At 44.4% G+C, this 22,465-nt stretch carries 21 protein-coding genes; 3 read left to right on the plus strand and 18 right to left on the minus strand.

The window, feature by feature from the left end:
- Window positions 1-336: 336 nt before the first annotated feature.
- From TY16_RS11930 to essC, 10 genes are all read right to left on the minus strand, one after another.
- On the minus strand, window positions 337-1,518 hold the full coding sequence (locus TY16_RS11930; RefSeq protein WP_043932155.1) for an FHA domain-containing protein: 1,182 nt from the start codon (window positions 1,516-1,518) through the stop codon (window positions 337-339).
- Between the two features lie 266 nt (window positions 1,519-1,784).
- Complete coding sequence (locus TY16_RS11935; RefSeq protein WP_043932156.1) at window positions 1,785-2,090, minus strand: hypothetical protein; 306 nt, start codon at window positions 2,088-2,090, stop codon at window positions 1,785-1,787.
- Window positions 2,091-2,105: 15 nt separating this feature from the next.
- Window positions 2,106-2,411: a WXG100 family type VII secretion target gene (locus tag TY16_RS11940; protein ID WP_043932157.1), complete on the minus strand. Its 306-nt coding sequence runs from the start codon at window positions 2,409-2,411 to the stop codon at window positions 2,106-2,108.
- A 14-nt stretch (window positions 2,412-2,425) separates the two neighbouring features.
- A complete protein-coding gene (locus TY16_RS11945; protein WP_043932158.1) occupies window positions 2,426-2,650 on the minus strand; it encodes a hypothetical protein in 225 nt (74 codons plus the stop codon).
- 265 nt (window positions 2,651-2,915) lie between these two features.
- A complete protein-coding gene (locus tag TY16_RS11950; protein ID WP_043932159.1) occupies window positions 2,916-4,586 on the minus strand; it encodes an Mbeg1-like protein in 1,671 nt (556 codons plus the stop codon).
- A 2-nt stretch (window positions 4,587-4,588) separates the two neighbouring features.
- Window positions 4,589-5,320 (minus strand): hypothetical protein, encoded by a 732-nt coding sequence (locus TY16_RS11955; protein WP_155922232.1) that lies wholly within the window; start codon window positions 5,318-5,320, stop codon window positions 4,589-4,591.
- A 119-nt stretch (window positions 5,321-5,439) separates the two neighbouring features.
- Entirely contained in the window at window positions 5,440-5,745 is a 306-nt protein-coding gene (locus tag TY16_RS11960) for a WXG100 family type VII secretion target (RefSeq protein ID WP_043932161.1), read from the minus strand.
- Between the two features lie 72 nt (window positions 5,746-5,817).
- On the minus strand, window positions 5,818-6,120 hold the full coding sequence (locus TY16_RS25205) for a WXG100 family type VII secretion target (RefSeq protein WP_052342698.1): 303 nt from the start codon (window positions 6,118-6,120) through the stop codon (window positions 5,818-5,820).
- 25 nt (window positions 6,121-6,145) lie between these two features.
- On the minus strand, window positions 6,146-6,397 hold the full coding sequence (locus TY16_RS11970) for a hypothetical protein (RefSeq protein ID WP_043932162.1): 252 nt from the start codon (window positions 6,395-6,397) through the stop codon (window positions 6,146-6,148).
- The gene (gene essC, locus TY16_RS25210; RefSeq protein ID WP_052342699.1) at window positions 6,390-11,507 is read right to left on the minus strand and encodes a type VII secretion protein EssC; all 5,118 of its coding nucleotides are present in this window, start codon (window positions 11,505-11,507) and stop codon (window positions 6,390-6,392) included. The genes TY16_RS11970 and essC overlap by 8 nt, the downstream gene beginning before the upstream one ends.
- 332 nt (window positions 11,508-11,839) lie before the next feature.
- Here essC and TY16_RS11985 point away from each other — a divergent pair, with 332 nt between their 5' ends.
- Window positions 11,840-12,124, plus strand: a complete 285-nt coding sequence (locus TY16_RS11985) for a hypothetical protein (RefSeq protein WP_043932163.1) — start codon at window positions 11,840-11,842, stop codon at window positions 12,122-12,124.
- Window positions 12,125-12,167: 43 nt separating this feature from the next.
- Here TY16_RS11985 and TY16_RS11990 read toward each other — a convergent pair whose 3' ends face one another.
- A complete protein-coding gene (locus TY16_RS11990; protein ID WP_043932164.1) occupies window positions 12,168-12,812 on the minus strand; it encodes a hypothetical protein in 645 nt (214 codons plus the stop codon).
- Window positions 12,813-13,178: 366 nt separating this feature from the next.
- Here TY16_RS11990 and TY16_RS11995 point away from each other — a divergent pair, with 366 nt between their 5' ends.
- Window positions 13,179-13,628 carry a CBS domain-containing protein gene (locus TY16_RS11995; protein ID WP_043932165.1) on the plus strand — a complete coding sequence of 150 codons (450 nt, stop codon included), beginning with the start codon at window positions 13,179-13,181 and terminating at the stop codon, window positions 13,626-13,628.
- 139 nt (window positions 13,629-13,767) lie between these two features.
- Here TY16_RS11995 and TY16_RS12000 read toward each other — a convergent pair whose 3' ends face one another.
- Together TY16_RS12000 and TY16_RS12005 are read right to left on the minus strand one after the other, a co-directional pair.
- Window positions 13,768-14,205: a universal stress protein gene (locus TY16_RS12000; RefSeq protein WP_043932166.1), complete on the minus strand. Its 438-nt coding sequence runs from the start codon at window positions 14,203-14,205 to the stop codon at window positions 13,768-13,770.
- 40 nt (window positions 14,206-14,245) lie between these two features.
- Window positions 14,246-15,700 (minus strand): DHA2 family efflux MFS transporter permease subunit, encoded by a 1,455-nt coding sequence (locus TY16_RS12005; RefSeq protein WP_043932167.1) that lies wholly within the window; start codon window positions 15,698-15,700, stop codon window positions 14,246-14,248.
- 1,013 nt (window positions 15,701-16,713) lie between these two features.
- Between TY16_RS12005 and TY16_RS12015 the strand changes: the two genes are divergently transcribed.
- Window positions 16,714-17,940, plus strand: coding sequence for an EAL and HDOD domain-containing protein (locus TY16_RS12015; protein WP_043932169.1), 1,227 nt, complete (start codon window positions 16,714-16,716; stop codon window positions 17,938-17,940).
- A gap of 157 nt (window positions 17,941-18,097) precedes the next feature.
- Here the strand turns inward: TY16_RS12015 and TY16_RS12020 are convergent, their stop codons facing one another.
- From TY16_RS12020 to TY16_RS26220, 5 genes are all read right to left on the minus strand, one after another.
- Complete coding sequence (locus tag TY16_RS12020) at window positions 18,098-18,655, minus strand: hypothetical protein (protein WP_043932170.1); 558 nt, start codon at window positions 18,653-18,655, stop codon at window positions 18,098-18,100.
- On the minus strand, window positions 18,652-19,284 hold the full coding sequence (locus TY16_RS12025; RefSeq protein ID WP_043932171.1) for an SCO family protein: 633 nt from the start codon (window positions 19,282-19,284) through the stop codon (window positions 18,652-18,654). The genes TY16_RS12020 and TY16_RS12025 overlap by 4 nt, the downstream gene beginning before the upstream one ends.
- 618 nt (window positions 19,285-19,902) lie before the next feature.
- A complete protein-coding gene (locus TY16_RS12030; protein ID WP_043932172.1) occupies window positions 19,903-21,582 on the minus strand; it encodes a cbb3-type cytochrome c oxidase subunit I in 1,680 nt (559 codons plus the stop codon).
- Window positions 21,583-21,597: 15 nt separating this feature from the next.
- The gene (locus TY16_RS12035; protein WP_043932173.1) at window positions 21,598-22,059 is read right to left on the minus strand and encodes a cytochrome c oxidase subunit II; all 462 of its coding nucleotides are present in this window, start codon (window positions 22,057-22,059) and stop codon (window positions 21,598-21,600) included.
- A 12-nt stretch (window positions 22,060-22,071) separates the two neighbouring features.
- Window positions 22,072-22,215 carry a cytochrome c oxidase subunit 2A gene (locus tag TY16_RS26220; RefSeq protein WP_155922233.1) on the minus strand — a complete coding sequence of 48 codons (144 nt, stop codon included), beginning with the start codon at window positions 22,213-22,215 and terminating at the stop codon, window positions 22,072-22,074.
- Window positions 22,216-22,465 lie beyond the last annotated feature (250 nt).

Here is a 22,465-nt window from a genome sequence, read left to right on the forward strand (position 1 = left end):
GCCCGCCCATCCCGTCACAGATAACGGCGAGGACAACCTTACCGAGTGACGTATCCGCGATTTTCACGCATAAACTGTCCTGGTTGGTCTCCTTTTTAATTCCTACATCGGTATACGCTGCTGTTAAAACGTCCATTTCGCAACCTTCCTTGCTTTAAAGAAAAAATTCCTTCTATTATATATATCTCTCTCGCTTATCTCTCTCGCTGTGCTCTATGTTCAACCTGCCTGTGAATGTCCGATACACACCTAATGTAATAACAGGTACCATCTATCCCCACTGTGAAACAATCTGTGTAACAAGAAAATTCGGGGAGTAACAGGCACCTCATCACCCTACAGGTAAAACACAAACTCCTCGTTCGCGAGCCTTAACCTAGTACCGGAAAAAATCTCGATTTCCTCTTTAACAGGGATGGCCCGGCCGTCGACATATGTTTTATTGGTTGAGTTGTGGTCGACGATGTAATAGCGGCTATCCCTGGTGATGATGTCGGCATGGCTGCGGCTGATTGCGTTATTATCGGAAACAAAATAATCGCAAAAGCTTTTCTCCTTGCCAATCCGGTACGAAGGCTTATTGAGAATGATTTTTTCCTGAGTCTTCTCCCTGACCAAATAAGGATAAACTGGTTCGCTGGGCAATTCCGCTCCTAGCACGGTTGTTCCGCTCGCCTCGCCGGCACCGAGTATCGTTGTTTCGCTGATGAACCCTGTGTCTTTTTTTCCAAAAACGCCATTAACATGGTTGTAAGCGGGCTGCTTGCTTGTTAAAGCAGTTCCGCAGGCCGGGCAGAAATTGGCGGTTTCAGGGGTTGGGCCACCGCAGCCAGGACAGGTCTTACCCTGATTGCCAAGTGGATTATAGGCAATCGCAGATGAGCTTAAGTTCTTTGCCTTGTCAGAAAATCCGCCTGTTTCACCGGTGCCGCCTGTCGGCAAGAATGATTTGGATTCCTGCTTCTTTCCCAGCACCCCAAGAATAACCTTTTCAAAACTATTGATTGAAAATGGCGGTACATTCTTAAAATAATTCAAATATTCCTTGATGTAGGAATGGTCTTCGTGTTTGGTGAACACGATGCCAAACGGAAGCTCCTTAAAAAACTTGGTTGCAGAGGCAGGGGCATGGTTGTTGACAATCGGCAGGTAGATGCACTTCACCTTCTTGGTCCTCGGGTCGATAAAGATCTGGTCGCCATTGAGCATGAGATTGGCGGCATTCATGGACCTTGTTTCGCACTCCTTCACAATTGAGACAATCTGGGTAACCGTATCAAGGAACATCTTTTTGCTGACGATTCTCGTAAAATAGGTCTTCAGGGTGATCATATCGGTGACGGCAGTGGTGATGATGACCGCTCCCTTTTTTCCAGTTTTCGTACTGACCGGGATAAGGGTGTCCATCAAGCCCCTGGCAATCGCCTGCATTTCGCGCTCGTTGATTGCTTCAACGGAGTTTAATGTTTTTTCTACTTTAATTGTGTTTTGGTTCTGATCAATCGTTTTCCTGCCCATACATACTCTCCCTGGATACTTCTTGAATTGCCTTTTCTAATAAAAAAAGTGGCCGTTGGCTTTGACCGTTTTTAGAATTTAGGTTATATAATCTTCTCTGTTACGCTTCTAAGGTGCGGCTGCCCTTATTCGTCACTGATAAGCCTTCTCTGTTACCTTTTTGAGCTGAGACAGCTTCGTTCGGGCACTGATAAACTCTCATTTCATTTAATGAGAAAATTTCTACCATTGCCCAAAGCGGCCTTGCCACAAAATTTCTGGCAACCTTATAAACTATTCGCTTTTTGAATTGCTTTGGATTGGGCCTCTTTATACTGGGCGGCTGAGTAGCGCAGCACCTCGGCATATGACTCGAGCGATTTCATAAATGCATAGGTGGTGGAATCGCTGTCGTCGAGTTTGTTCCACTTCAACAGGAAGCTCTGGTAATCTTCCCCCTTCCAAGCAGCCCCCATTGAATGTACTTCATGAGAAGCGAGTGACATGTTCTTTTTTTGCCTGGATATATAGGAATCTATTGTATTTGCGGCGCGTTCGAATTCGTTGTAGTTTACTTTAATATAGGAACTCACAGAATTGTCTCCCCTTTATTTAAATGCATCCGCGAGCGAAACGTTTTTGCTCTCGGTTTCGGTGTAGCCTGCGGAAATCTGGGCCATGAGGAATTTGCTGTAATCGTCCATGACCTGGAAGCGCTGATCAAAGTATGCATTTTTAATAGAAGAAAAGTGGTTGATGACGGCGCCGGCCGCTTCGCTATTCCAGCTCGAATTCAAGCTGCGGATTGCCTGTTCGACATCCTGAAAATCGGAGCGAATCGTTTTATTAATAGTCGCAATGTTTTTCGCTGTGGCCGTGACCCGGTTGACATCGACTTCAATTCGATTAGCCATTCTTTTGTCCTCCTCTAGGATTTCGCTTTCTCTTTTACATAATCAGGATGAACATTGTCCGGGTTAACGTTATTCAGACTGTGAAGCGCCCGCTCGCATTGATCGGCGTATTGGCGGACCTTTGCAGCAGCGACTTCACTGCCTATCCCTTCAAAATCGCCTCCAAGACCAGCGGCGATATCCTCCAGCTCGCGAATAATGCTTCTCAGCTCACTTCTCATTGCACCAAGACTCGCCATCGGGGATCCCTCCTTTAGTGGGCTAATGCATTATTAGTTTTTGAACTATACAGCTACTAGTTTTACCACGCTGATATTGTTTGGTTAAGTTAAACATAGACAGGTTCTATGTTACCTTTCTGAGCATCACAGCATCGGTTTGGGCACATAGAGAGGTTCTATGTTACTTTTCTAAGCACCGCAGCCATCTGTTCGGGGACATAAGCAAGTTTCCGTGACTTTACAAGTTTTCTAGAATATTAGAATGTCTAAAATTGCTCTCCATTTAAACCGACGCCATAATATTCCGTTCAGCGCGTTCGAATGCTTCAGCAGTATCCTCTAAATAATTGATGCACTTGTTCATTTTATAGCTGCTTGGAAGGCTGTTTGCCCGAAGAATCGACAAGATATCCAGCAATCCCGCAGTCAAATAGAGAGAGTTCATGTCCCCATCCAAATCGCGGATCCGGGCCCTGACGCGATTAAGGCGAGCCGCGTAATGGCGCAGTTTGTAGGTATTTACTTCGATGTACGGGGTTGCAACCGCAGCGCCAGATGAAAATAGGCTGCGAAGTCCATCCATCATCCCGCGGAATGCACCAGCCATCGTATTCATAAATTCCTTAATTTGTTCTCCTGCCCACCTGAAGGCAGTACCCACCGCCTCAGAGATTTGCTGAATCATTGCAGGGACAAACTCTGTAATTAAATAATCTGTAAACGCCACAACCGCATCAGCAAGGTCCGAAATATACTCGTAGACTATGACACTTGCAACGAAAAGAAGGACATATCCGAGCACCTTTGCAGCCATTACAGCAACCGCGGTAACCAGTGCAACTGGCCCCATGACGATAGCAGCAGTGACAAGGCCGACAACCAGTCCGGTCACAAGTAGTCCCCCAGCAACGGTTAATTTGCCATTCGGACCAATTATCGCATCCTTGATCGGCTTTACTTTTGATGTCAAGGCGATCAATCCGGTAACAAGTGCAGATCCCGCTCTTTCCCCAAGCATTCTGTCGATTCCCTGGGTAAACGGTGTGACAATATGGGAAAGTATTGTCCGGCCATTTTCCTTCCTAACAATATTGCCGTTGGCATCAAAGACAACGTTCTCAGTACCATGCTGGACTAGTCCCTTTCCACCCAATTCGGCAAAAAAGTAAGATATTCCCGGAACCTGCTGCAAAATACCGCCGACCAGCGATTGCTCAACATGATACATATCGACGGTGGAAGTTGCCTCTGAGATATATTGTTTGTTTCTATCCAAGTACTCCTGGGCAAACCCTGGACCATCGTAGCTAATCGTCTGGTCTATTCTGTCAACCACTCCCAATTTTGCAGCCGTAAAAGTTGCATGCTCGGCAAGGTTTCCGCCAAGTGAGTGCCCGGCAAACGTGATGTTATCGTATTTTTCAAAAAATCCTTCGTCCTTAAGCTCTTGCAGGAAAACTTCTACTTCTCTCTGCTGGGCTGTCAGGTCCCCAGAAATCAGGGCGGCATCAGCACCTATCCAGTCCTGTTCAACATTCTGCAGTTCTGAAAATGCTTCACTTCCGCGGAAAGAAACAATCATTCCCTTAGGAGTTTCGATAACGGTCGCATATAAACCAGACTCTCCTACCCTGTTATCGTCATAACTCTTAATAATTTTCCAATCCAGTACATCACTCGGAAGGCTGTTGATTTTCCCGGCATCCAGGCTGACAATGCTGTCGTTATTTTTCACCGCTTTATCTGCACCAATTTGGTTAAAATGAGATTGATCTTTAGTAGACTGTCCCGTTGGTGGAAGTTGCAGGAGATCTCGGATTCGGTCACTCCCTCCTTTTTCAGCAGTAACGGAACCCGGTATCGATTCCAGCCCGTGTTCCTTCAGCATTTCCAGATCGAGGTAGGCAATGTCCGTTGCATATTTCAATTCCTGTTCAGTCAGGCTCGATGACAAGGCTATTCACCATCCCTCGCGTCTTTTTCCATATAATTAAAACCATTTGCATCTACAACCGCAACAATGTTCCTGACCACGTTGTAGTCTCTGAACCAGGAGTCTGTAATATCAGGCTGCTTTCTGAAATCCCGCAACGCCTTTTCATACTCATCCTCAGCGATGACTCTAATTTTCACTTGGAAAACCGTCTGGTTACCTGCATCGTAGACTTCACGCATCACTTCTTCAAATTGTTCAGATGTCAATCCAGCTTTCTCTTTCACAATCATATGGCCCGAAAAATGTTTGGGTTTGTAGGATTGGACATATTCTTCGATTGTAATTTTTGTATTGGACTCCCCGGCACTGTTGGAACCCATGGCTACCGTATTTGTCTCACTTTCGATTCCCTGCGTTTTCAGTCCGTTTTTTAGTATGCCGTTGATGGAGTCACTAATCAGCCTCGGAATATAGGTATCTGCAATTAGTTCTCGATCCTTGTTCATAACAGCCTCAAAAACGAGTTCCTCTTTACCTTTTGGATGAAGAATGGTCGTAACCGTATCATTATTCGCGGTACCATACCTCTCTCCAATCGCCGTCGCAACAAACTCCTGGTTATACTTTTTTTCCAGCAGTTCTTCCACTGCCGCTGCCTGGCTCTTATCAATTGCGTTGCAGCCTATCAAACTAAAAATCGACATTAACATCATGATTGACACGCTCACCCTTTTACGTAAATTTTTTAACAATATGATCCCTGCCTTTATCAAAAGAAGATTAATCTATAGTCACCGTAAAGGAATTGTTTTCGATAGTTAGTTTGCCCCTTTGCCAAGACAGCTGCCCTGGCAAAGAGGCTAAGTATTGGTTATTTAAATGCGTCAGCGAGATTAGTATTAGTTGTTTCTGTTTCGAAGTAACCCTGGTCAACGTTCATGCGCAAGAATTTAGCATAGCTATCAAGGATATCGTAATATGTTTGGAAGTATTTAGCTGCGAACTCTTCATAGGCTTGAACGGTTGCCTGTGCAGCTTCCCCTTCCCATGTATTGGTTAGGTTTTTGATTGTTGCCTGGCTTGTTTTCAGTTCATCAGAAAGTTTTGTATTCAGGTTCTCGATTGTGTTGGCTATGTCGGCAACCTGGGCGGTATTAACTTTAATAATGCCTGCCATTTCATTCACTCCTTTAGTTAAAAAATAATTGCATTACTCCTGAAAACGGGGTGGCCGCAGCTTCCCGAATCATTAGTTCGACAGTTTGCGGACTTGGGCGACGTTGGATTCCTGGCGGGCAACATAGTTGGCACGCTGGTTTTCAAGGCCCTGGCTGGCTGTGCGCAGTTTGTCACTCATCATCTTCAGGTCATCATTGAATCCGTTGATTTGATCGACGAATGCAAGATTGTCCTCACCTTCCCACGCTTCACCCATTGTGCTCGCAACCTGCATCAGCTGGGTGTAAATCCCTGTGTACGTGTCTGAAAGCTCAGCCATTTTCTTCGAAGCTGTTTCAAGCTCCTGCGGGGTTACCCTAATTCTTTTTCCCATCATCTTTCTCCTTTCAAAATGTACTTTATATCAGCATGAGTTTCGAGCCGTTCTTGATGCCCAGCTCCGAAACAAACATGTTAATATTGAAAATAATTCCAGAGGCGGCATCACATAGCACCGCATCCCTGCTTGCCTTGAACTTCCCGTCCGACAGCTCGCTAAGGAGCGTTGATACCATCTGGAGCACTTCACTCATCCGGCTGTCCAAAGGAACAAACACATCAAAACTTTGGCCTGTGGCAGGCAGGAAAATTTCAACAAGCACTTTATTCATCACTGCCACCCTCCCCGGTTAGGAGTTTCACCTTGACACTCTTTCCTTTCTGTAATGAGAAGCCGAATTCGGCAGTCATATCTTCGCGCATTTCCCCAGTTGTCTTGGCAGGCTTGAGCTGGAATTGCTCGGTGATACCATTGCCTACCCAGATTCCATCACTTCCGGAAATATGGCGTTTATACCACTTATCAAAGGTTATCCCGGACAGGTTCCGGGACTCTTCACCAATGATGAAGGAAATATTGTATTTTGCTTCGCCCTTTTCAAGAATCAGGCCAAGCTTTTCGGCACTTTCGCTAGACAGCAAGCCTTTCAGCGCCGCGACCGAATTGATGACAATCACCTTTTGATCAAAATGCTCAGGCTCAATTCCTTTTTCGAGTGACTCCTTATAGCTGTTATTCCGGTACACAACCAGGTCAAACAGCGCAGAAATCGCATTTTCACATTCTTTCAAGGCGTTGTAATAAGTGGTCTCGCCATGAATCAGGCCGCTATAACTTTGCTGGGCGTCAATAACCGTGACATCGTGCCCGGCTTCGTGCGCCATAAGCAGCGACAGCTCATGCAGGAACGGCTGGTATTCATCGCCTGCTGCAAGCACCAACGTAATATAGGAAGCGCCGAATGGAAAGACAAGGACATTCAGCGAATTTTTCTCGACACCGATTGGAATCGCCATAGAATTGCCAGACGCCCCAATGTATTCAGCTAGGAATGTTCTGTCGACCACCGCCGGCAGGATCGGGATTTTTTTAGCATAAGGTCCTTGCCACGCGGCCTGCAGTTTCGAACATTCTTCTGCGATGAACTGGTATGGCACCGAGGCTTCCGTCACATGCGCAATCTGGAATTCGTATATCTCATCCCGCTTCACAAGCCCGCGTCCCTTGAATTTAGATGGGTACAAGCCATCCGTTTTTCCAACAACCGATGAATAATCAGTTTCATCATTAAGTTGAAGCGTAATCAGCTGCTTGAAATTCTGCAGCAGGCGGAAACGGACAACTCCCGTTCCAAGCGCAGTCAGGACAAAATAAATTCCATATTTCGTTCCTTCACGCGACAGGTAGGACACAGCCTCTTCCTTCTCTTCGTATATCTCACTAAAAGCAGCAAAATTATTGATAGCCACCACAATCGATGGAATGCTTTGACCGGATGCTTCAACGTACGAACGATGGTCGCCGCCATAATCGGCAAAAAGTTTTTTCCGTTTATCGATTTCGGTGATCAGCATCTTAAACAGGTTGCTGACCTTCTCCGCCTCGTAGGAAAGAATCACATCGCCGACATGCGGCGCTTTCGCGAATGCCCTTAAGGTTTCGGAGGCAAAGTCGAGCAAGTAAATGTTGACTTCTTCCGGTGTATGCTCATGAAGCATCGAGTACACCATCGTATTGAGGAATGTGGTCTTCCCGCTGCCAGCAACCCCGTATACGACGACGTTTCCTTCCTCTGTAAGCGGAAGCGTGAGCAGGCACTGGCGCTGTCTTGCCGGATCGTCATATTCACCGATGACCGGGTTGAGGACAAGTGAACTAGTATTGGCAGGAGACTGTACCAGCGTTCCCGTGCCACCAGAAGCCTGAACTAGCGAACCAGTTGACGCAGCAGGCTCGACAAGCGAATCCGCGGTGGCAGCAGTTGTGCTCTGAATGAGGCTAGCAGCAGATTGAATGCCTGGCATTTCTGCAAGGGTTTCCCGCAGCGTATTTGGGTTCTGCTCGGTAAAGGCCGATGAAAGCGTTCCTTTCAACTGGTTGACAACATCGTTCATTTCAACGGAAGCCGCTATTTCCACCTGTCCTGTAAGCAGGGCAGCCGAAACAGCTTCGTCCGCCGGCTTATATTTACGCTTTGCCTGGACTCCATATTTCGACCTGATTTCATCAAGCAAAATCATTGCCGGAATCGGCTCGAGCCAGAGCGGCTTGACCCTGATCTTTTCTTCCTTGGCAATTTGGCTCAAATAGTCAGTAATAACATCCATTTGTTTTTTCGGATTAGCCATCGCACTTTTCTTCTTATCAATCTTCGCCTGTCTGATTGGGCGGCCGTTCCGATCAATCACAACAACACTAGTGTCCTTCTCGGCAACCACTTTATCGGAAGGATAATACGGCGCCCCGGCCCAGGCGGATTGGCCCATTTCAAACAATTCATTATAGCCAACTTGCAAGTAAAAACGGCCGGTGTCAGTCAGCTCCGCGGCATCCGGGCGCTTTAGCATATCCATACTATCGGCGCGGTCCTGGACCTTGAGGCTGACACGGAATTTACTGTTCGCCCAAATCTGGTCGTCGACAACACCGCTCGGCTTTTGTGTAGCGAGGATCAAGTGAACGCCGAGGCTTCGGCCAATCCGCGCGGCGGAGACGAGCTTCGCCATGAATTCCGGCTGCTGTGTTTTTAGCTCGGCAAATTCATCCGAAATAATGAACAAATGCTGAAGCGGTTCGGCTACGACGCCCTCGCGGTACAGTTTCTGGTATTTATAAATATCAATATTGCTTTCGCCGACTTTCTTGCTCGCTTCTGCAAAAACAGACTGGCGCCGCTTCAGTTCGCTTTCAATCGAAACGAGGGAGCGCTTGATGGCAGCCCCATCGAGGTTGGTAATGATGCCTGCTGTATGAGGCAATTTCTCAAATGACTTTGCCATCCCGCCGCCTTTGTAGTCGATCAGGATGAAGGCAACTTCATGTGGATGATAGTTCACCGCAAGTGACAGGATATAGGAAATAATGAACTCACTCTTCCCTGAACCGGTCATCCCGGCGACAAGTCCATGCGGACCATGGAATTTTTCATGAAGGTCAAGCTTGAAAACTTCCCCAAGAGTGTCAACACCAACTGGCGCCTCGAGCGACTTCGTGGGATCATTGTCCTTCCAGCGGGTCAGCGCATTCAGGTGCTCAACCTTGCCTACACTGAACATCTCCAGGAACGTCAGCATCTTAGGCAGGTTGAACGAGCCGGCAAGTGAATCAAGCTGGACATTGGCCAGCTTCACACTTAAATCTACCGGATTAGCATTTAAGTAAATATCCGGAGTGAACGATACCGTTTGGCCGGTAATATCATTTTTATCGAACAGCTTGCCGCCCGCACTTTCAATTTCCACAACCGTCGTACATTCTTTAGGAAGGTTTTTCAGCTCATCATAGAACGTTACAACACTGATATGGAGATTCTCTTTCTTTGAAAAAATTTGCTTTAGCATCTCGGCCCGTATTGCGAGCTGCCTGCTTAGTGCAAAGATGATGTAGTATGGCTTTACGTCTTCGAGCTCACTGTCATTGACCGCAGAGCGGTGTTCGATCTCTTTTTCAATGTAGGCGGAAACTTCCTTGACCTCGGTGTTATTGGCAGCAATGAATCGGAATTTGTTGTCATTGCTCCAGACATGCGGCAGCCATTTTGTAAACCCGAATTTAGCTTCCTCAGCCTCATCGTAAATAAATACCATTTTTACTTCGTCATAGCTATAAAGGGCAGCCAGTTGAAAAATGAGCCCTTTTGCAAACTCGACTGTCTTCTTCCGGCTTCCGATTACGCCGGATATATGATTTTCATAGAGAGAAAGTGTAATAGGTATGTTCTTTAAAACCTTCGGTGCTTCGAGAAGGGTATAAAGCTCTTCCTGCAGATTATCGTCGTCTATTGCAAATTTTTTCTCGGAGTATGTAATGTCTGCAGATAAAAGGCCGTTTCCTGTACCTGCCCTTATTTTCAAAAAGTCATTCTGGCCTGGCGCGCGCTCCCAAAGGTTGCGGTCGACCTGCTCAATCCTAGCCACACATTCCTCTATCGGCACGTGGTTTTCGCGAAGGATTTCCTCCTGCTTTTCGGCTTCCTCGGTGAACATGACGGCAACTCTGTCGAGATAGGCTTTATACTTCTTTTGGCGTATTTTTTCCTTTTTCCGGCGGCGCCGCTTGTCGAATTGTTTGGTCAGGATGGGCCAAAGCACCGTCCCGAGCAGCATACTTGCCGACATAACGATTGACGGAATCGCCTTCGTTATATCACCGGTAACCATTGCGTTATTGACCGCGAAAATTGCCATTGTCATCGAGCCCATCCCCATTGTCATCGACGGGCCGATCACAAGCATCATCGGCGTTTCGTCACCAATGGCATTTGGGGGCGGTGAATCGATCTTGAACTGGGCACGTTCGACATCACGTTTGAAACGAGGCGACCTGTAAAAGTAATCCTGTGCCGGCAGCTCGAATTCAAATTCCTCTTCTTCAGGTATCTCGGCTTCCTGGCTGACGAACGGCTTCAGGGTTTGCTTGCGGATTTGCACCGTCCCGCCCGGATTGTTAAAAGCGAGAAAATGGTTTCCTACAATAATTTTAAAACCCATAATGTAAATCGTATCGCCAAATTTCAGGTCCCGTTTTTTTATGCGAATGCCGTCAACAAATGTCCCATTGGTGCTGTCATCCTCAATCCGCCACTCGCCCTGTACAAACGAAAGCCTGGCATGCTGGGCGGACACAAATTGATTGGCAAGAACAATATCATTGTGTTCCGATCTGCCAATCGTGATTTCCATATCACGGTCAATAAGAAACTTTGTGTAGGTCTGTCGGTCTTCTGTATTCGGCTCAGTGAACACGAGGGCTTTTTGGCTGTCCTGGGCAGGTTCGGCTTGGTGATTGAAGCTTGTGTAGGTGTTGTTGCTGGTTACCCCGGTATGTTGTGAGGCATGCAGGTTAGAGTCCTTGTTGTGGGATGCTTGGGTATTGATGTTGCCCGGATATTTTTGAGTGCTGCGAGTTATACTGGTCTCGGTATCTTTGCCGCTATTCTGAAAACCCTCGCTGGTGTGGTGGCTCTGTTGAGCGGCCTCCTCCAGAGCAAGATGATAAATGCTTAGCGGCTTCAGGATGGTGTTTCGGATTGGCTTTCCGGAAAGATTCTTAACCTTCACGTCTTTATTGGACTTCAGTATCCATTCGCCATTCACTCCCTCAATCCCAATCAGTTTCTTCGAAGAATTGCCAATGGATTGATGAATCCAATATTGCCCGGTGACTTTTTCCGGGAGCGTAATCGAATTAAGCCTTTCCTTATTTATCAACGTAACAATCATTAGTTAACTCCCCTTATGTCACCATGGTACTGTAATTTAAATCTATGCGGTTATTCCTATTTATGTAGTGTTTTCGTTAAGAAACATTTTACCATTTCCTATGGAAATTTCACTTCTGAACCCTAGAATTTTACAGTCATTTTACAATTATGACGAAAAATGAATCGAAGGTCCCGTGTCGAATTTTGTCGAAATTTCCATTTATAGGTATAAGGTATTAGATGCTTTTTTAAAATAGGGAACTTGGTGTGCTTTTTGAAACAGACATTTTGGTGGATGAGGAAATGAAGTTCGAGTTTGGCAGAGGTGGTTAGGGATGGCAGGATTGTCGGATGAGATCTCACCCGTACGTATTCTTGGTGAAGATACTGGCAAGGCTTCGTAGTAAGAAAAGCGCAAGCGGCTTCGCGGTAGACAAAGGAACCCCTCGTGACAGCCAAAGGACTTCTGGCTCTGCGATGTCCATTCCGGGGAACTTTCCTTGTGCTGCCGCTTTTTCTTCGTGCGATGCTTATGCTGCCGAAGCATTCCTTGTGGTGCTAGACAGTTCTCAAAAAAGAATAGACCCGGAACCAGCTCCAGCTGGTGGAGGCTTGTCCGAGTCATATGGGTATTAGTTATTAGGAACCCAGAAAAATAAACGGTTGGAGCAAACTTAGGTTAATCGCTTATTTTTTCATAGGGCTTGATTTGCAACTCTATTAAGCTCCCTTCAACAAGTTCAGCATAGCCTTCCGCCATTAATATAGAAGGAATATGATGTTTAAGTATTCTAGGGTGATTGTTTGCCAGAAGCGAATTTCTAAGGTAGGTCAAATCATTCTCTTCTTTTGGAGGATTTCCCAGTAGGATGTTCTGCCCTGAAAAGGTTTTTAGCAGCTCCTGATATAATTCCTTAGAAGCCTTTACCCTTGAGCCGCTACCATACATAATGGATGTCCCTTTTTCGACAGACCCCTCATATGAAAAACTGCTTCCGCCAATCGTTTCGAGGCTAATGCCAGCAGGCTTTGGCTTTTCCCAATTATGAAAGTGGTTTCGTTCCCATTTAGGGTAAGATTCACGCTCATCATCATAATCGCTGTAATCATCAACTTCATCAAGGAAAGTTTTTTCAAAGGAAGGTACAAAGCCAGTAGAGGGTGATTCAGTGGGGATATCAAGCTTGGTGAATACATCCATTATCAGGTCGGGGGTTCGTTTGCTCCTCTCAAAATAATCTATCACTCCCCTCCATTTCCAAAACAAGCGGGCTTCCTCGCCTTCTAAACTTAAACCGTGACGAAACTCAAAACTATCGTTCATACTATCTCCTCCTTTTATTTATCTATAGACACAAAACGGAATCATTTTGAAGCTGCCACACAGTACGAAATTCAGTGTCTCATTATATTCACCCCTGTCATTTACGACGTTAGAAGGATTAGAAAGAAGCATTAAAATCCTATATTTCAAGTCTAATACTATTTACCTAGAAGGTATATCAAAATTGGAATTGTTGTTTGAAAATTCTCGATTTTTCTTTAGACATAGTGGCCAGATGGGGTTAAACGAAATTTGTTCGACGCAAAAATGACAAACTTTTTCATTTACATTAAGGTTGGGCATTTGTGTTAAGATAGCAATATATCAAAATTGTATACGGTTACATTATGAGAAGAGGTATCTCCAATGAAAGTAAGAGACTTTATGATTACACGAGTTTTTACTATAAAACCTTCGAATTCAGTTAGGGAATTGCTAACTGTCCTCGATTCAAACCGCATTGGCGGTGTACCGGTTGTTGATGATCGCGAGAATTTGGTTGGGATGGTTTCAGATGGAGACATTCTCCGTTATCTTGCTCCAAAGCGACTGGGCATTGCCGGATTCGTTTATGTCGGGGAAGATGGCGAGATTGAAGATGTGCTCGAAGCAAAGCTGGATACCGAGGTAAAGGAGATCATGACGAAACGAAATATCCTCACAGTATCTCCTGATGACGATTTTGAGACAACTATCCGCCTGCTGTCCAAGCATCATTATAAGAAACTGCCTGTCATCAATGGAGCAGGCCGGGTCATTGGCGTACTGAGCAGAGGCGACCTCATTAATAATATATCGAAAAAGGTTATTTCCTAAGCTTCATTTGAAGCAGGCAGTTACCAATAAAAATATTAATAGAAAAAAACCATTCGCAAGACTCAGCTTGCGAATGGTTTTATAGTATTTTAAACAATTTAGTCATTGAACTTCCTAGTAATTTCTGGAACTCTTAAAGTCACTCTGGTGTACGGATAACCAGGACATCACATTTCGCTGAACGAACGATTGCTTCGGATACGGAACCAATCAGGAAACGTTCAACCGCATTATGGCCAGTAGCACCACAAATGATGAGGTCTGCTTCGGCAACTTCCGCAAGCTCTTTCGTAATGATCGTTCTTGGTGAGCCATACTCGATTACCGTTTTTACATTTACAATGCCTTCGGCTTCAGCTTGAGCTTTGTATCCATTTAAAAGCTGTTCGGATTGCTTCTCGGCACGCCCAATAGATGTCTGCTCATAAGGCCCGAACGACCGGGTATCGACTACATTTACGATAGTCAATACCGAACCCTTGTTTCTTCTGGCAACATCAATTGACTTGCGGAATGCGTATTCTGCTTCAGTTGAGCCGTCGACAGCGACAACAATGCTTTTATAATGATTCGCCATATGAAATCTACCCCTCTTTATTATCTCACAACTCGCTAAACTACCTGCGAACAGGCTCTGTTGCTTTTACCATAGATGGAGACTTTGCCTTGATTTCGCTTGGCTTTTTCATAAACAAAGAACAGATTAACGCAAATCCAGATATACCTGTAATAAAGTAGAAAGCATACTTGACGCCGGCAGCCAGTACTTCGCCCTGGGAAGCGGATGGTGCATCCAGCACGAAGCTGGTTTGGCCAGCTGTAAACAGTGAAATCGCGATTGCTGTACCAGCTGCACCGGCAACCTGATTCAATGTATTCATAGCTGCAGATCCATCAGCATAAAATTGGCGCGGCAATGTATTGAGTGCATTTGTTTGGGAAGGCATTGTTACCAATGTTAGCCCGGCAAATAAAACCATGAATGCTACAACGATTTGCCATACAGGTGTTGTTGCCGAAATAGAAACCATAAAGATGATATTCCCAATTAAGACGATGATTGAACCAGTGATTACAAATGCACGCGGTCCGAATTTATCGAATAGCGTCCCAACGATAGGGGACAAAATGACGTTGACAGCATTACCAGGCAGCAATAGTAACCCAGCGACTGCTGCGCTAACTAATAAAGCTCCTTTTAAATAAAGTGGCAAAAGGATTGCCGTGGATAAAATGACTAAAATGCTTAGGAACATCATCAGTGTTCCTAATGTAAACATCGGATATTTAAACACACGCAAATTGATCATCGGCTGTGCCATGTTCATTTGGCGGACTCCAAACAATACAAGCGCAACAATTCCGGCAAGCAGCGGCGCCCATACTTTAGCGGATGAAATCGGTTCTTCAGCCATTGTACTAAGTGCGAAAATTAATCCGCCAAAGCCGATGGTTGATAAAAGAATTGATGAAACATCAATTTTTGGTTTCGTGATTTCAGAGACATTTACAACTTGCACTGCTGCAAACACAGTCAATAACACATAAACAACTGCACTAATCCAGAAGATATACTCCCAGCCCATCGTACTGATGATAACGCCCGAAAGAGTTGGTCCTAAAGCTGGGCCCAAGGTAATGACAAGCCCCATAATTCCCATAACAACCCCACGCTTGTGAATCGGGAATATTAGCAAAAGCACATTTGTCATAACCGGTATTAATATACCTGTACCGACAGCCTGCACAAGACGGCCTGCCAATAATACCTCAAAGCTTGGAGACAGTGCTGCTAAAATGGCTCCCACAAGCGAGATAATAAGTCCTCCGACAACTAGTTGCCTTGTCGAGAACCATTTAATTAAAAGTGCTGAAATTGGAACCAATATTGCTAATACCAATAAATAACCTGTCGTCAGCCATTGCGCAATTGCCGGTTTGACTGAAAATTGTTCCATAACATTTGTTAAGGCCATATTTAAAGCTGTTTCAGCAAATAAACCTAAGAAAGCCCCGAACATCAAAATAAACGCCATTGTTTGTGGATTTTTAACCTTAATCTGTGTACTCATGAAAATCTCCTTTTATTTCAATTGTATTTAAACCGATTATTCCTACCTGTTTACTGGTGTTTGTCGCAGAAAAAATGCCTGTTTTTAATTAACAACATTATTAAAAATACTTCCTTCCCCAATCTCAGAAGGAAAATTTCTTGGCCTAAATACCTGCGCGTCTCCCTAAACCCATTGTACCCCCCACATATCAACCGGGCATTTTGTAACTATATCAATACAAAATCAAAAAAAACAAGCTTTTTTTTAAAATCTTTTTGGGGTCAGACCCCTCTCGTGGACACTTCGCCTCTCAAACCCGCATTCTTAGGGGAGCTGTCTTTTCCACGTGGACTTCCTGAAAATAAGAACATAAGAAAAACCGCAGGGAGTTTACTCCTGGCGGTTCCTTATCGCGGGCTGGCCGACATGTTGCCTAGCAACGCAAAATCATTACCTTGTTAATCAATCATTTTGCTTATACCTTTAAAGAATCTAGTAATAATCCAAAAGAGGCCCTCACCCAAAACCAGGAAGATATCGAATATAGTTTCATAGAAAGTACGCCATTTGTTTTCCTTAAACTCATGCCTTCTGATTCGCTGCTTCCTTTCCTCTCTGCGCTTTGCTAAACTCTTTATCCGGACCACCCTCCTATATTATTTCCATTGTCTTTCCTACGTATTAAATATATATCGGTTTCAATTTGGATTTTCTCCAATACACAGTAAATCAGTATTGATTCTTCTAGAGGAAAAATTTACTTCCACTCCAAGCATTCTTTTTCCGACAGGTTTTTTATCTCTGCAACTTGTTTAGTTATTTGATTGCATTTCAAATATTTAACATTCTATTGAGGATTTTTATTTTTTACTATATTATTAAATGTGAAATTATGTTAATAATTTGATTAATTAGTAATAGTGATTTTAGAATTACTAACAAAAGATCTAAGAAAATAGTCTCTGATAACTTCCAATTTACTACTATAATTTTTTTCGCTTTCATATTAATTTGCTTTTAGGGGGAACAGAATGGAGGTCTTTGTCGCAAGACAACCTATATTCAAAAAAAACAAAGATTTATTTGCATATGAATTACTCTATCGAAATAATCATATGAATAGATTTCCTGAAATAAATGGTGAACTGGCAACCACAGATGTCATAATAAATAGCTTTTTGAACATAGGCATCGAGGAACTTTCTAATGGTAAACCGTGTTTTGTCAATTTCACTGAAAAGCTGCTTCAATTAAAACTACCAAGCTATTTTAAACCAAATGAAATAATTATAGAAATATTGGAGTCTATCGAAATAAACCAGGAATTGTTGAATCATTGCAGGGAACTAAAAAGCAAAGGATATCAGATTGCGTTAGATGACTTTATTTTAAACGCAAAAAATCCTTTATCATTTCATCTATTAGATCTTGTTGATATTATTAAGGTGGATTTCAGAGCAACAAACGCACATGTCAGGCGGATAATTGAAAAAATGCCTCAAAAATATAATGTAAAGCTTCTTGCTGAAAAAATTGAAACTAAACAGGAATTTGAATCAGCCGTCCAAAATGGCTATGAATATTTTCAAGGTTATTATTTTGCAAAGCCGGTTATTATTTCAACACACGATGTTCCTGAGTATTTCCAAAACTATATTGTCATTATCAATCAATTATCGAGTAAGGATCCAAATCTTGACTCTATTACCGAATTGATTGAACAGGATCTGTCATTATCCTATAAACTATTAAAATTAATTAACTCTCCAAAATACCTGCCCACAAATAAAATAAACTCAATTAAACAAGCGATTGTCCGGCTTGGATTTAATGAGTTAACAAAGTGGTTATGGATCCTTGCAATTAGATCAACATTGACAAATAAAAGCGAATGGTCAAAGGAAATTTTCATTAATAGTCTTATCAGAGCGAGAATGTGTGAACTGATCGCTTTGCATAAACAGAAACGAAGAGATGCCCCCTCCTTTTTCCTGACAGGTATGTTTTCGCTTATGGACTCGCTGCTTGGGATGGAGATGGATAAAGTATTAAAATTAATGCCGCTCCAGGAAAATATTAATCAAGCCTTGATTGGGCAGTCCAATCTGTTAAAAGAGATACTCGATTTTGTTACCTCCATAGAAAAAGGCAACTGGGAAGAAGTTTCTACATGGTATCAAAAATTGCAAATCGAAGATAGAATTGCCCTTGGCTACTATAATGAGGCATTAAAATGGGCAAACCATATTATGAAATAACTATAGAAAACCGGGCAAAAACCGCCCGGTCTTTTTTATTTTATTCAATAGTTTACTTAATAAAAAACCCCGAATTAGATTTATCCACATGTCCTTCCCACGCGGAAAAAGTCTCGAAAAAGTCCATGGCAGGGGTCTGACCCCTATTTTACACCTGCTATTCGTAATCGGCTGGATTTACGAAGAGGCTGTATGCCAGGTAGATTATCAGGCAGATGGCGGTGGTGATGTAGCCCCAGCCGAGGATGACTTGGTCGATGATGAGGTAGCTGTTGCAGAGGTTGTCGGGGGCCATGATGTAGATCCAGCCCATTAGTATGAACAGCGCGGTGAAGAAGCTGATGGCGATTTTACGCCCGCATTTGTTCAGTTTTCCCCAGCTATCGCGGAGCGGCACACCGGCGAGGAACGGCAGGCTGACAAACTTCCACATCTCAACCGTCCATTCGGTTAGCGCCTCGTCCATTGCGCGGGGAAGCATCCAATACACCATGATAATCGCAAACAACAATATCCCCGGGACGCCATTCCCATTCCACTTGTCAAAAACCTTTGGGAACTGCAACTGAAAGAACTTACCGATCAAGAATCCCGAAATCACCAGCAGCGGCATCTGCATATGCATATGGATAATCATGACCGACTCCAGGAAATTCGCGACTGGAGGGATAGCAAGTACCACTAGCAATACCAATCCGTATAACGCCTGTTTCATGGCTGCTTTCCCTCCTCCAACTTCCGCTCAACCATCACGGCAGCTTTATCGGTTTTTGTATAATCCATTACATCTTCAAGGTGTCCGTCCTTACCAACCAGGTAAAACGCCGAATTGTGGGCAAAGTTTCCATCATCGTCCGGAATGACAATCACACCAAACTCATCAAGCAAGGCATCAAGCTCCTGCTTATCGTTGATCCGCGCCATCCGCCACGTTTCACCGTCGCTGCCGAACATATCTTTATAAACATCCAGCCGTTTCGGATCATCGCGTTCAGGATCGAAGCTTATGCTCAGGAACACAATATCCTCACCGATGTACTGCTTCGGAAGCTTTTCATACACCTTAGCCATGTTCATCTCAAGTTCAGGGCATACCGTCCCGCAGCTTGTATAGAGAAAGGTAATGAACACATACTTTCCTTCAAACTCGGATATCCCATACGTCCTGCCCTTGCTATCCTCAAGCGTCACTTCCGGAAATTTTGGCTGTTCCGCCTTAAGCTTTTCCACCCTGGCCGCCTCAGCTGTAAACGCGGTGAATCCATCGGTTCCTACATAAAACAGCCCAAGGCCAAACAGCAATACAAGTATACTTGCCCACCTATTGGGCCCCAGCTTTTTCATTGCAATCACTTCCTAGTTGTTGAATTTCGATATCTCCGAGAGAGGCTGATGTCTTAACTTATTAATTTTGATGCTTTTGCCAGAAACGACACTTACCGGTACAAATCTGCCAATTCCAAGACAACCTCGGTCATTTTATGAAAAACACTTTGTTACAGCCGGAACCCGAAATGTTATTCATCGCCTTTATGAGTGACATTTTGCTTGTGCCACGAACCCGAAATGTCATTCATTGCCTTTATGAGTGACATTTTGCTTGTGCCGCGAACCCGAAATGTCATTCATCCCCTTTATGAGTGACATTTTGCTTGTGCCGGGAACCCGAAATGTCATTCATCCCCTTTATGAGTGACATTTTGCTTGTGCCGGGAACCCGAAATGTCATTCATCCCCTTTATGAATGACACTTTGCTTGTGCCAGGACCTCGAAATGTCATTCATCACCTTGTTGAAAGTATAGGTTCTCATTCAAAGGCTCCATGTTTTGGGACTGGTTCAGCAGCTCCTTACGCCAGCTTGGTTCAAATGGGCCATCCCAGTAGCTTAACCAAAACTTCTGTCTTTTTTTAAAAAAATAAGAGATAGCCGTACAGTGCAGCTATCTCTTCTTCTTCCACCTTACCAGGTCTTGTACGGAGGCGATCCTGGAGGTGCGTTAACGATAAATTCAGTTATAGGGATGACATAGGCCATCGCGACGAGAAGCAGCATGGCGATGATCCAGATGCCCCAGCGTTCAGTCCAGTAAGGAGTTCTTGATGCATCTTCTTCTACGTCGGCGACAGGGAACTCGGTCAAGCCTTTCGGCGCGAAGAACATCATATTTACAACTGCGTATACTTGTAAAATTACCCCGACGATTAGGAGCGTTCCGCCAATTGCGAGCAGTGCTAGATAAGGGTCCCAGCCCAGTGCGGTTGCATGGTCACCGTATGTGGAGTAGGAAGTACGGCGAGGCGATCCTAACAGCCCGACTGCATGCATTGCAAATGCCATCGTTGTCATGCCGATTGTCCATACCCAAGTCTGGACAAGGCCTATTTTATTGATAGTCGGAGTCAGCGCGCGGCCTGAGATATACGGGATAAGCCAGTAGCTGACGCCAAAGAATGTCATAATTACAGTCATGCCAAGTGTCAAGTGGAAATGGCCGGCTACCCACATTGTGTTGTGGACAACCTGGTTCAATTGGTTTGTGCTCTGGACGATACCGCCTGCGCCGGCAGGAATGAATGCTACCATTGCGATAAACGGAGCAAGGAAGCGGACATCTTTCCAAGGCATTTTTTTGTACCAGCCGACAAGTCCTTTGCCACCGTTTCTTCTTGCAGTTTTTTCAAAAGTAGCGAATAGTGCGTAAGCCGTCATCAAGGACGGGAATCCGATTGCAAGGCTCATGAATACGTGCATGTATTTGACAGCTTCAGAGATGCCAGGGTCAACGATCTGGTGGTGGAAACCGCCAGTAATGTTCATAACCACGAGGGAAATGATGACAACACGGGTTAGTGTATCACTCCAACGTTTGCCGCCCATCAACTTCGGAATGACGACATACCAGGCAGAAGTTGCTGTTAAATACCAGATGTTAACGAGTGTGTGTCCAAATGCCCAGAACAGTGTACGGGCGAGCATGACATTGATGGTTTCAATCCAGCCGAATGCCCATGGGATAATCATGAAGACTTCGATTGCCACAGGGATGGAGCTGAAGAACAAGAGTACAAAGACGCCGGTTCCGAAGTACGACATGATTGGTACGTGCTGGCCTTTATTTTGCTTTCTCCAAGTCGCAACCTGGATGAAGGCACCGAACGCTGCCACCCAGACGCCAACTACGATGAAGACGAGCCCGATGTAGAACCAAGGTGATGCCGCCATCGGAGGATAGAATGTGAACAAGACGGATGCTTTGTTTAGCAGGATTGGAATGACTGTCATCACAAAACCGAAAATTTTCAATCCGTATGCGACCCAGCCCATTTTCCTTACCTTCGGAAGCAGTCCGCCGAAGTCATTGGACATTGCCGAGTAGAAATAGCCGATTGTGAAAAATGCTGTCATGACAAGGATTAATATAAGACCGTGTGCGGTAAGCACCTGATAATAGTTGAACCAGGATGGCAATTGGAGAACTCCTGCCCGGTTAAGTCCTTGCAGCAATCCGAGTAATCCGCCGATCAATAGTGATGCAAACGAGACTGCCATATATGATTTAGCGAGGACCGCATCCTTCGGGTTCATTGCAAATACTTTTGATGCCTTATCCTTGATGTTTTCTTTTAAAATTGCATTCATGGTTGATTCCCTCCCTTACTTCACCGTAATCGTTGTGCTCATGACCTGGTGGCCGGCACCGCAATATTCATTACAAAGGACCAGGTAGCTTCCAGGTTTATCGAATACTTGAGTGATGCGTTGGATATGGCCCGGGACAACCATTGTGTTCAGGTTCGTACCGGCCACTTCAAATCCATGGACAACGTCTTTTGATGTAAGAATGAAGGTTACCTTTGCGCCTTGAGGAACTTCAATGTTCATCGGCGTAAAACTGAATGCTTGAAGCGTCATGACCACTTCGTATTCGTTGTCGCCAACTTGCTTAAGGCCTGGTTTGTTAAATGGAGCAATTTGGTCGACCTTTTGCGGATCGATTGTTTCTTTTGCGCTCGGAGGTCCAAGTTCCAATGCGAACGTTTGATACCCAGTGATTAACATAAAAATCATAATGATTCCGAAGCTTAATGATAGCCATACTTTTTCTGAACGATGCATGTGAGATCCCTCCTATAACCTGGCCATAAACAGGCCGAATAGTACAAAATACGTTATGACAATGACAGCTAACAATCCGCCCAACGAAATGAACGTTCCCATCATAGATGTTTCTTTTTCCTTGCTTGCCTTTTTGATACTGTTTAGCTTTGGCATTCAAATCAGCCCCTTTTCTTTTCTTACCTTCATGATAAATGGGAATGATTTTCAATAGTGTGAGGAATCTCACACCAGCAAAAAAAGACAAAAATTTCTATTTGGATTTTTTTAAAAACGACTAAAACCCCCGTCGATATTGGGGGTTGCATATTTTACAATGTGTAAATAGTGGTTACTTGAGATAGTTTTTCGTGAGCATAATCATGACAAAATGGTGACGATTACAATGATGGGGGATGGGGGGGGG

Origin of the sequence: Bacillus sp. EB01, assembly GCF_000613125.1 — a bacterium.
Taxonomy (GTDB): Bacteria; Bacillota; Bacilli; order Bacillales; family Cytobacillaceae; genus Bacillus_D.

Bases quoted from the DNA above. Each gene is read 5' to 3' on its own strand.
- TY16_RS25205 (WP_052342698.1), bottom strand. From the start codon at position 6,120: ATGGGAAAAAGAATTAGGGTAACCCCGCAGGAGCTTGAAACAGCTTCG.
- TY16_RS12020 (WP_043932170.1), bottom strand. From the start codon at position 18,655: ATGAAACAGGCGTTATACGGATTGGTATTGCTAGTGGTACTTGCTATC.
- TY16_RS12015 (WP_043932169.1), top strand. From the start codon at position 16,714: ATGGAGGTCTTTGTCGCAAGACAACCTATATTCAAAAAAAACAAAGAT.
- TY16_RS11960 (WP_043932161.1), bottom strand. From the start codon at position 5,745: ATGGCAGGCATTATTAAAGTTAATACCGCCCAGGTTGCCGACATAGCC.
- TY16_RS12025 (WP_043932171.1), bottom strand. From the start codon at position 19,284: ATGAAAAAGCTGGGGCCCAATAGGTGGGCAAGTATACTTGTATTGCTG.
- TY16_RS12000 (WP_043932166.1), bottom strand. From the start codon at position 14,205: ATGGCGAATCATTATAAAAGCATTGTTGTCGCTGTCGACGGCTCAACT.
- TY16_RS26220 (WP_155922233.1), bottom strand. From the start codon at position 22,215: ATGCCAAAGCTAAACAGTATCAAAAAGGCAAGCAAGGAAAAAGAAACA.
- essC (WP_052342699.1), bottom strand. From the start codon at position 11,507: ATGATTGTTACGTTGATAAATAAGGAAAGGCTTAATTCGATTACGCTC.
- TY16_RS11990 (WP_043932164.1), bottom strand. From the start codon at position 12,812: ATGAACGATAGTTTTGAGTTTCGTCACGGTTTAAGTTTAGAAGGCGAG.
- TY16_RS11995 (WP_043932165.1), top strand. From the start codon at position 13,179: ATGAAAGTAAGAGACTTTATGATTACACGAGTTTTTACTATAAAACCT.
- TY16_RS12030 (WP_043932172.1), bottom strand. From the start codon at position 21,582: ATGAATGCAATTTTAAAAGAAAACATCAAGGATAAGGCATCAAAAGTA.
- TY16_RS11985 (WP_043932163.1), top strand. From the start codon at position 11,840: ATGAGATCTCACCCGTACGTATTCTTGGTGAAGATACTGGCAAGGCTT.
- TY16_RS12005 (WP_043932167.1), bottom strand. From the start codon at position 15,700: ATGAGTACACAGATTAAGGTTAAAAATCCACAAACAATGGCGTTTATT.
- TY16_RS11930 (WP_043932155.1), bottom strand. From the start codon at position 1,518: ATGGGCAGGAAAACGATTGATCAGAACCAAAACACAATTAAAGTAGAA.
- TY16_RS11940 (WP_043932157.1), bottom strand. From the start codon at position 2,411: ATGGCTAATCGAATTGAAGTCGATGTCAACCGGGTCACGGCCACAGCG.
- TY16_RS12035 (WP_043932173.1), bottom strand. From the start codon at position 22,059: ATGCATCGTTCAGAAAAAGTATGGCTATCATTAAGCTTCGGAATCATT.
- TY16_RS11945 (WP_043932158.1), bottom strand. From the start codon at position 2,650: ATGGCGAGTCTTGGTGCAATGAGAAGTGAGCTGAGAAGCATTATTCGC.
- TY16_RS11970 (WP_043932162.1), bottom strand. From the start codon at position 6,397: ATGAATAAAGTGCTTGTTGAAATTTTCCTGCCTGCCACAGGCCAAAGT.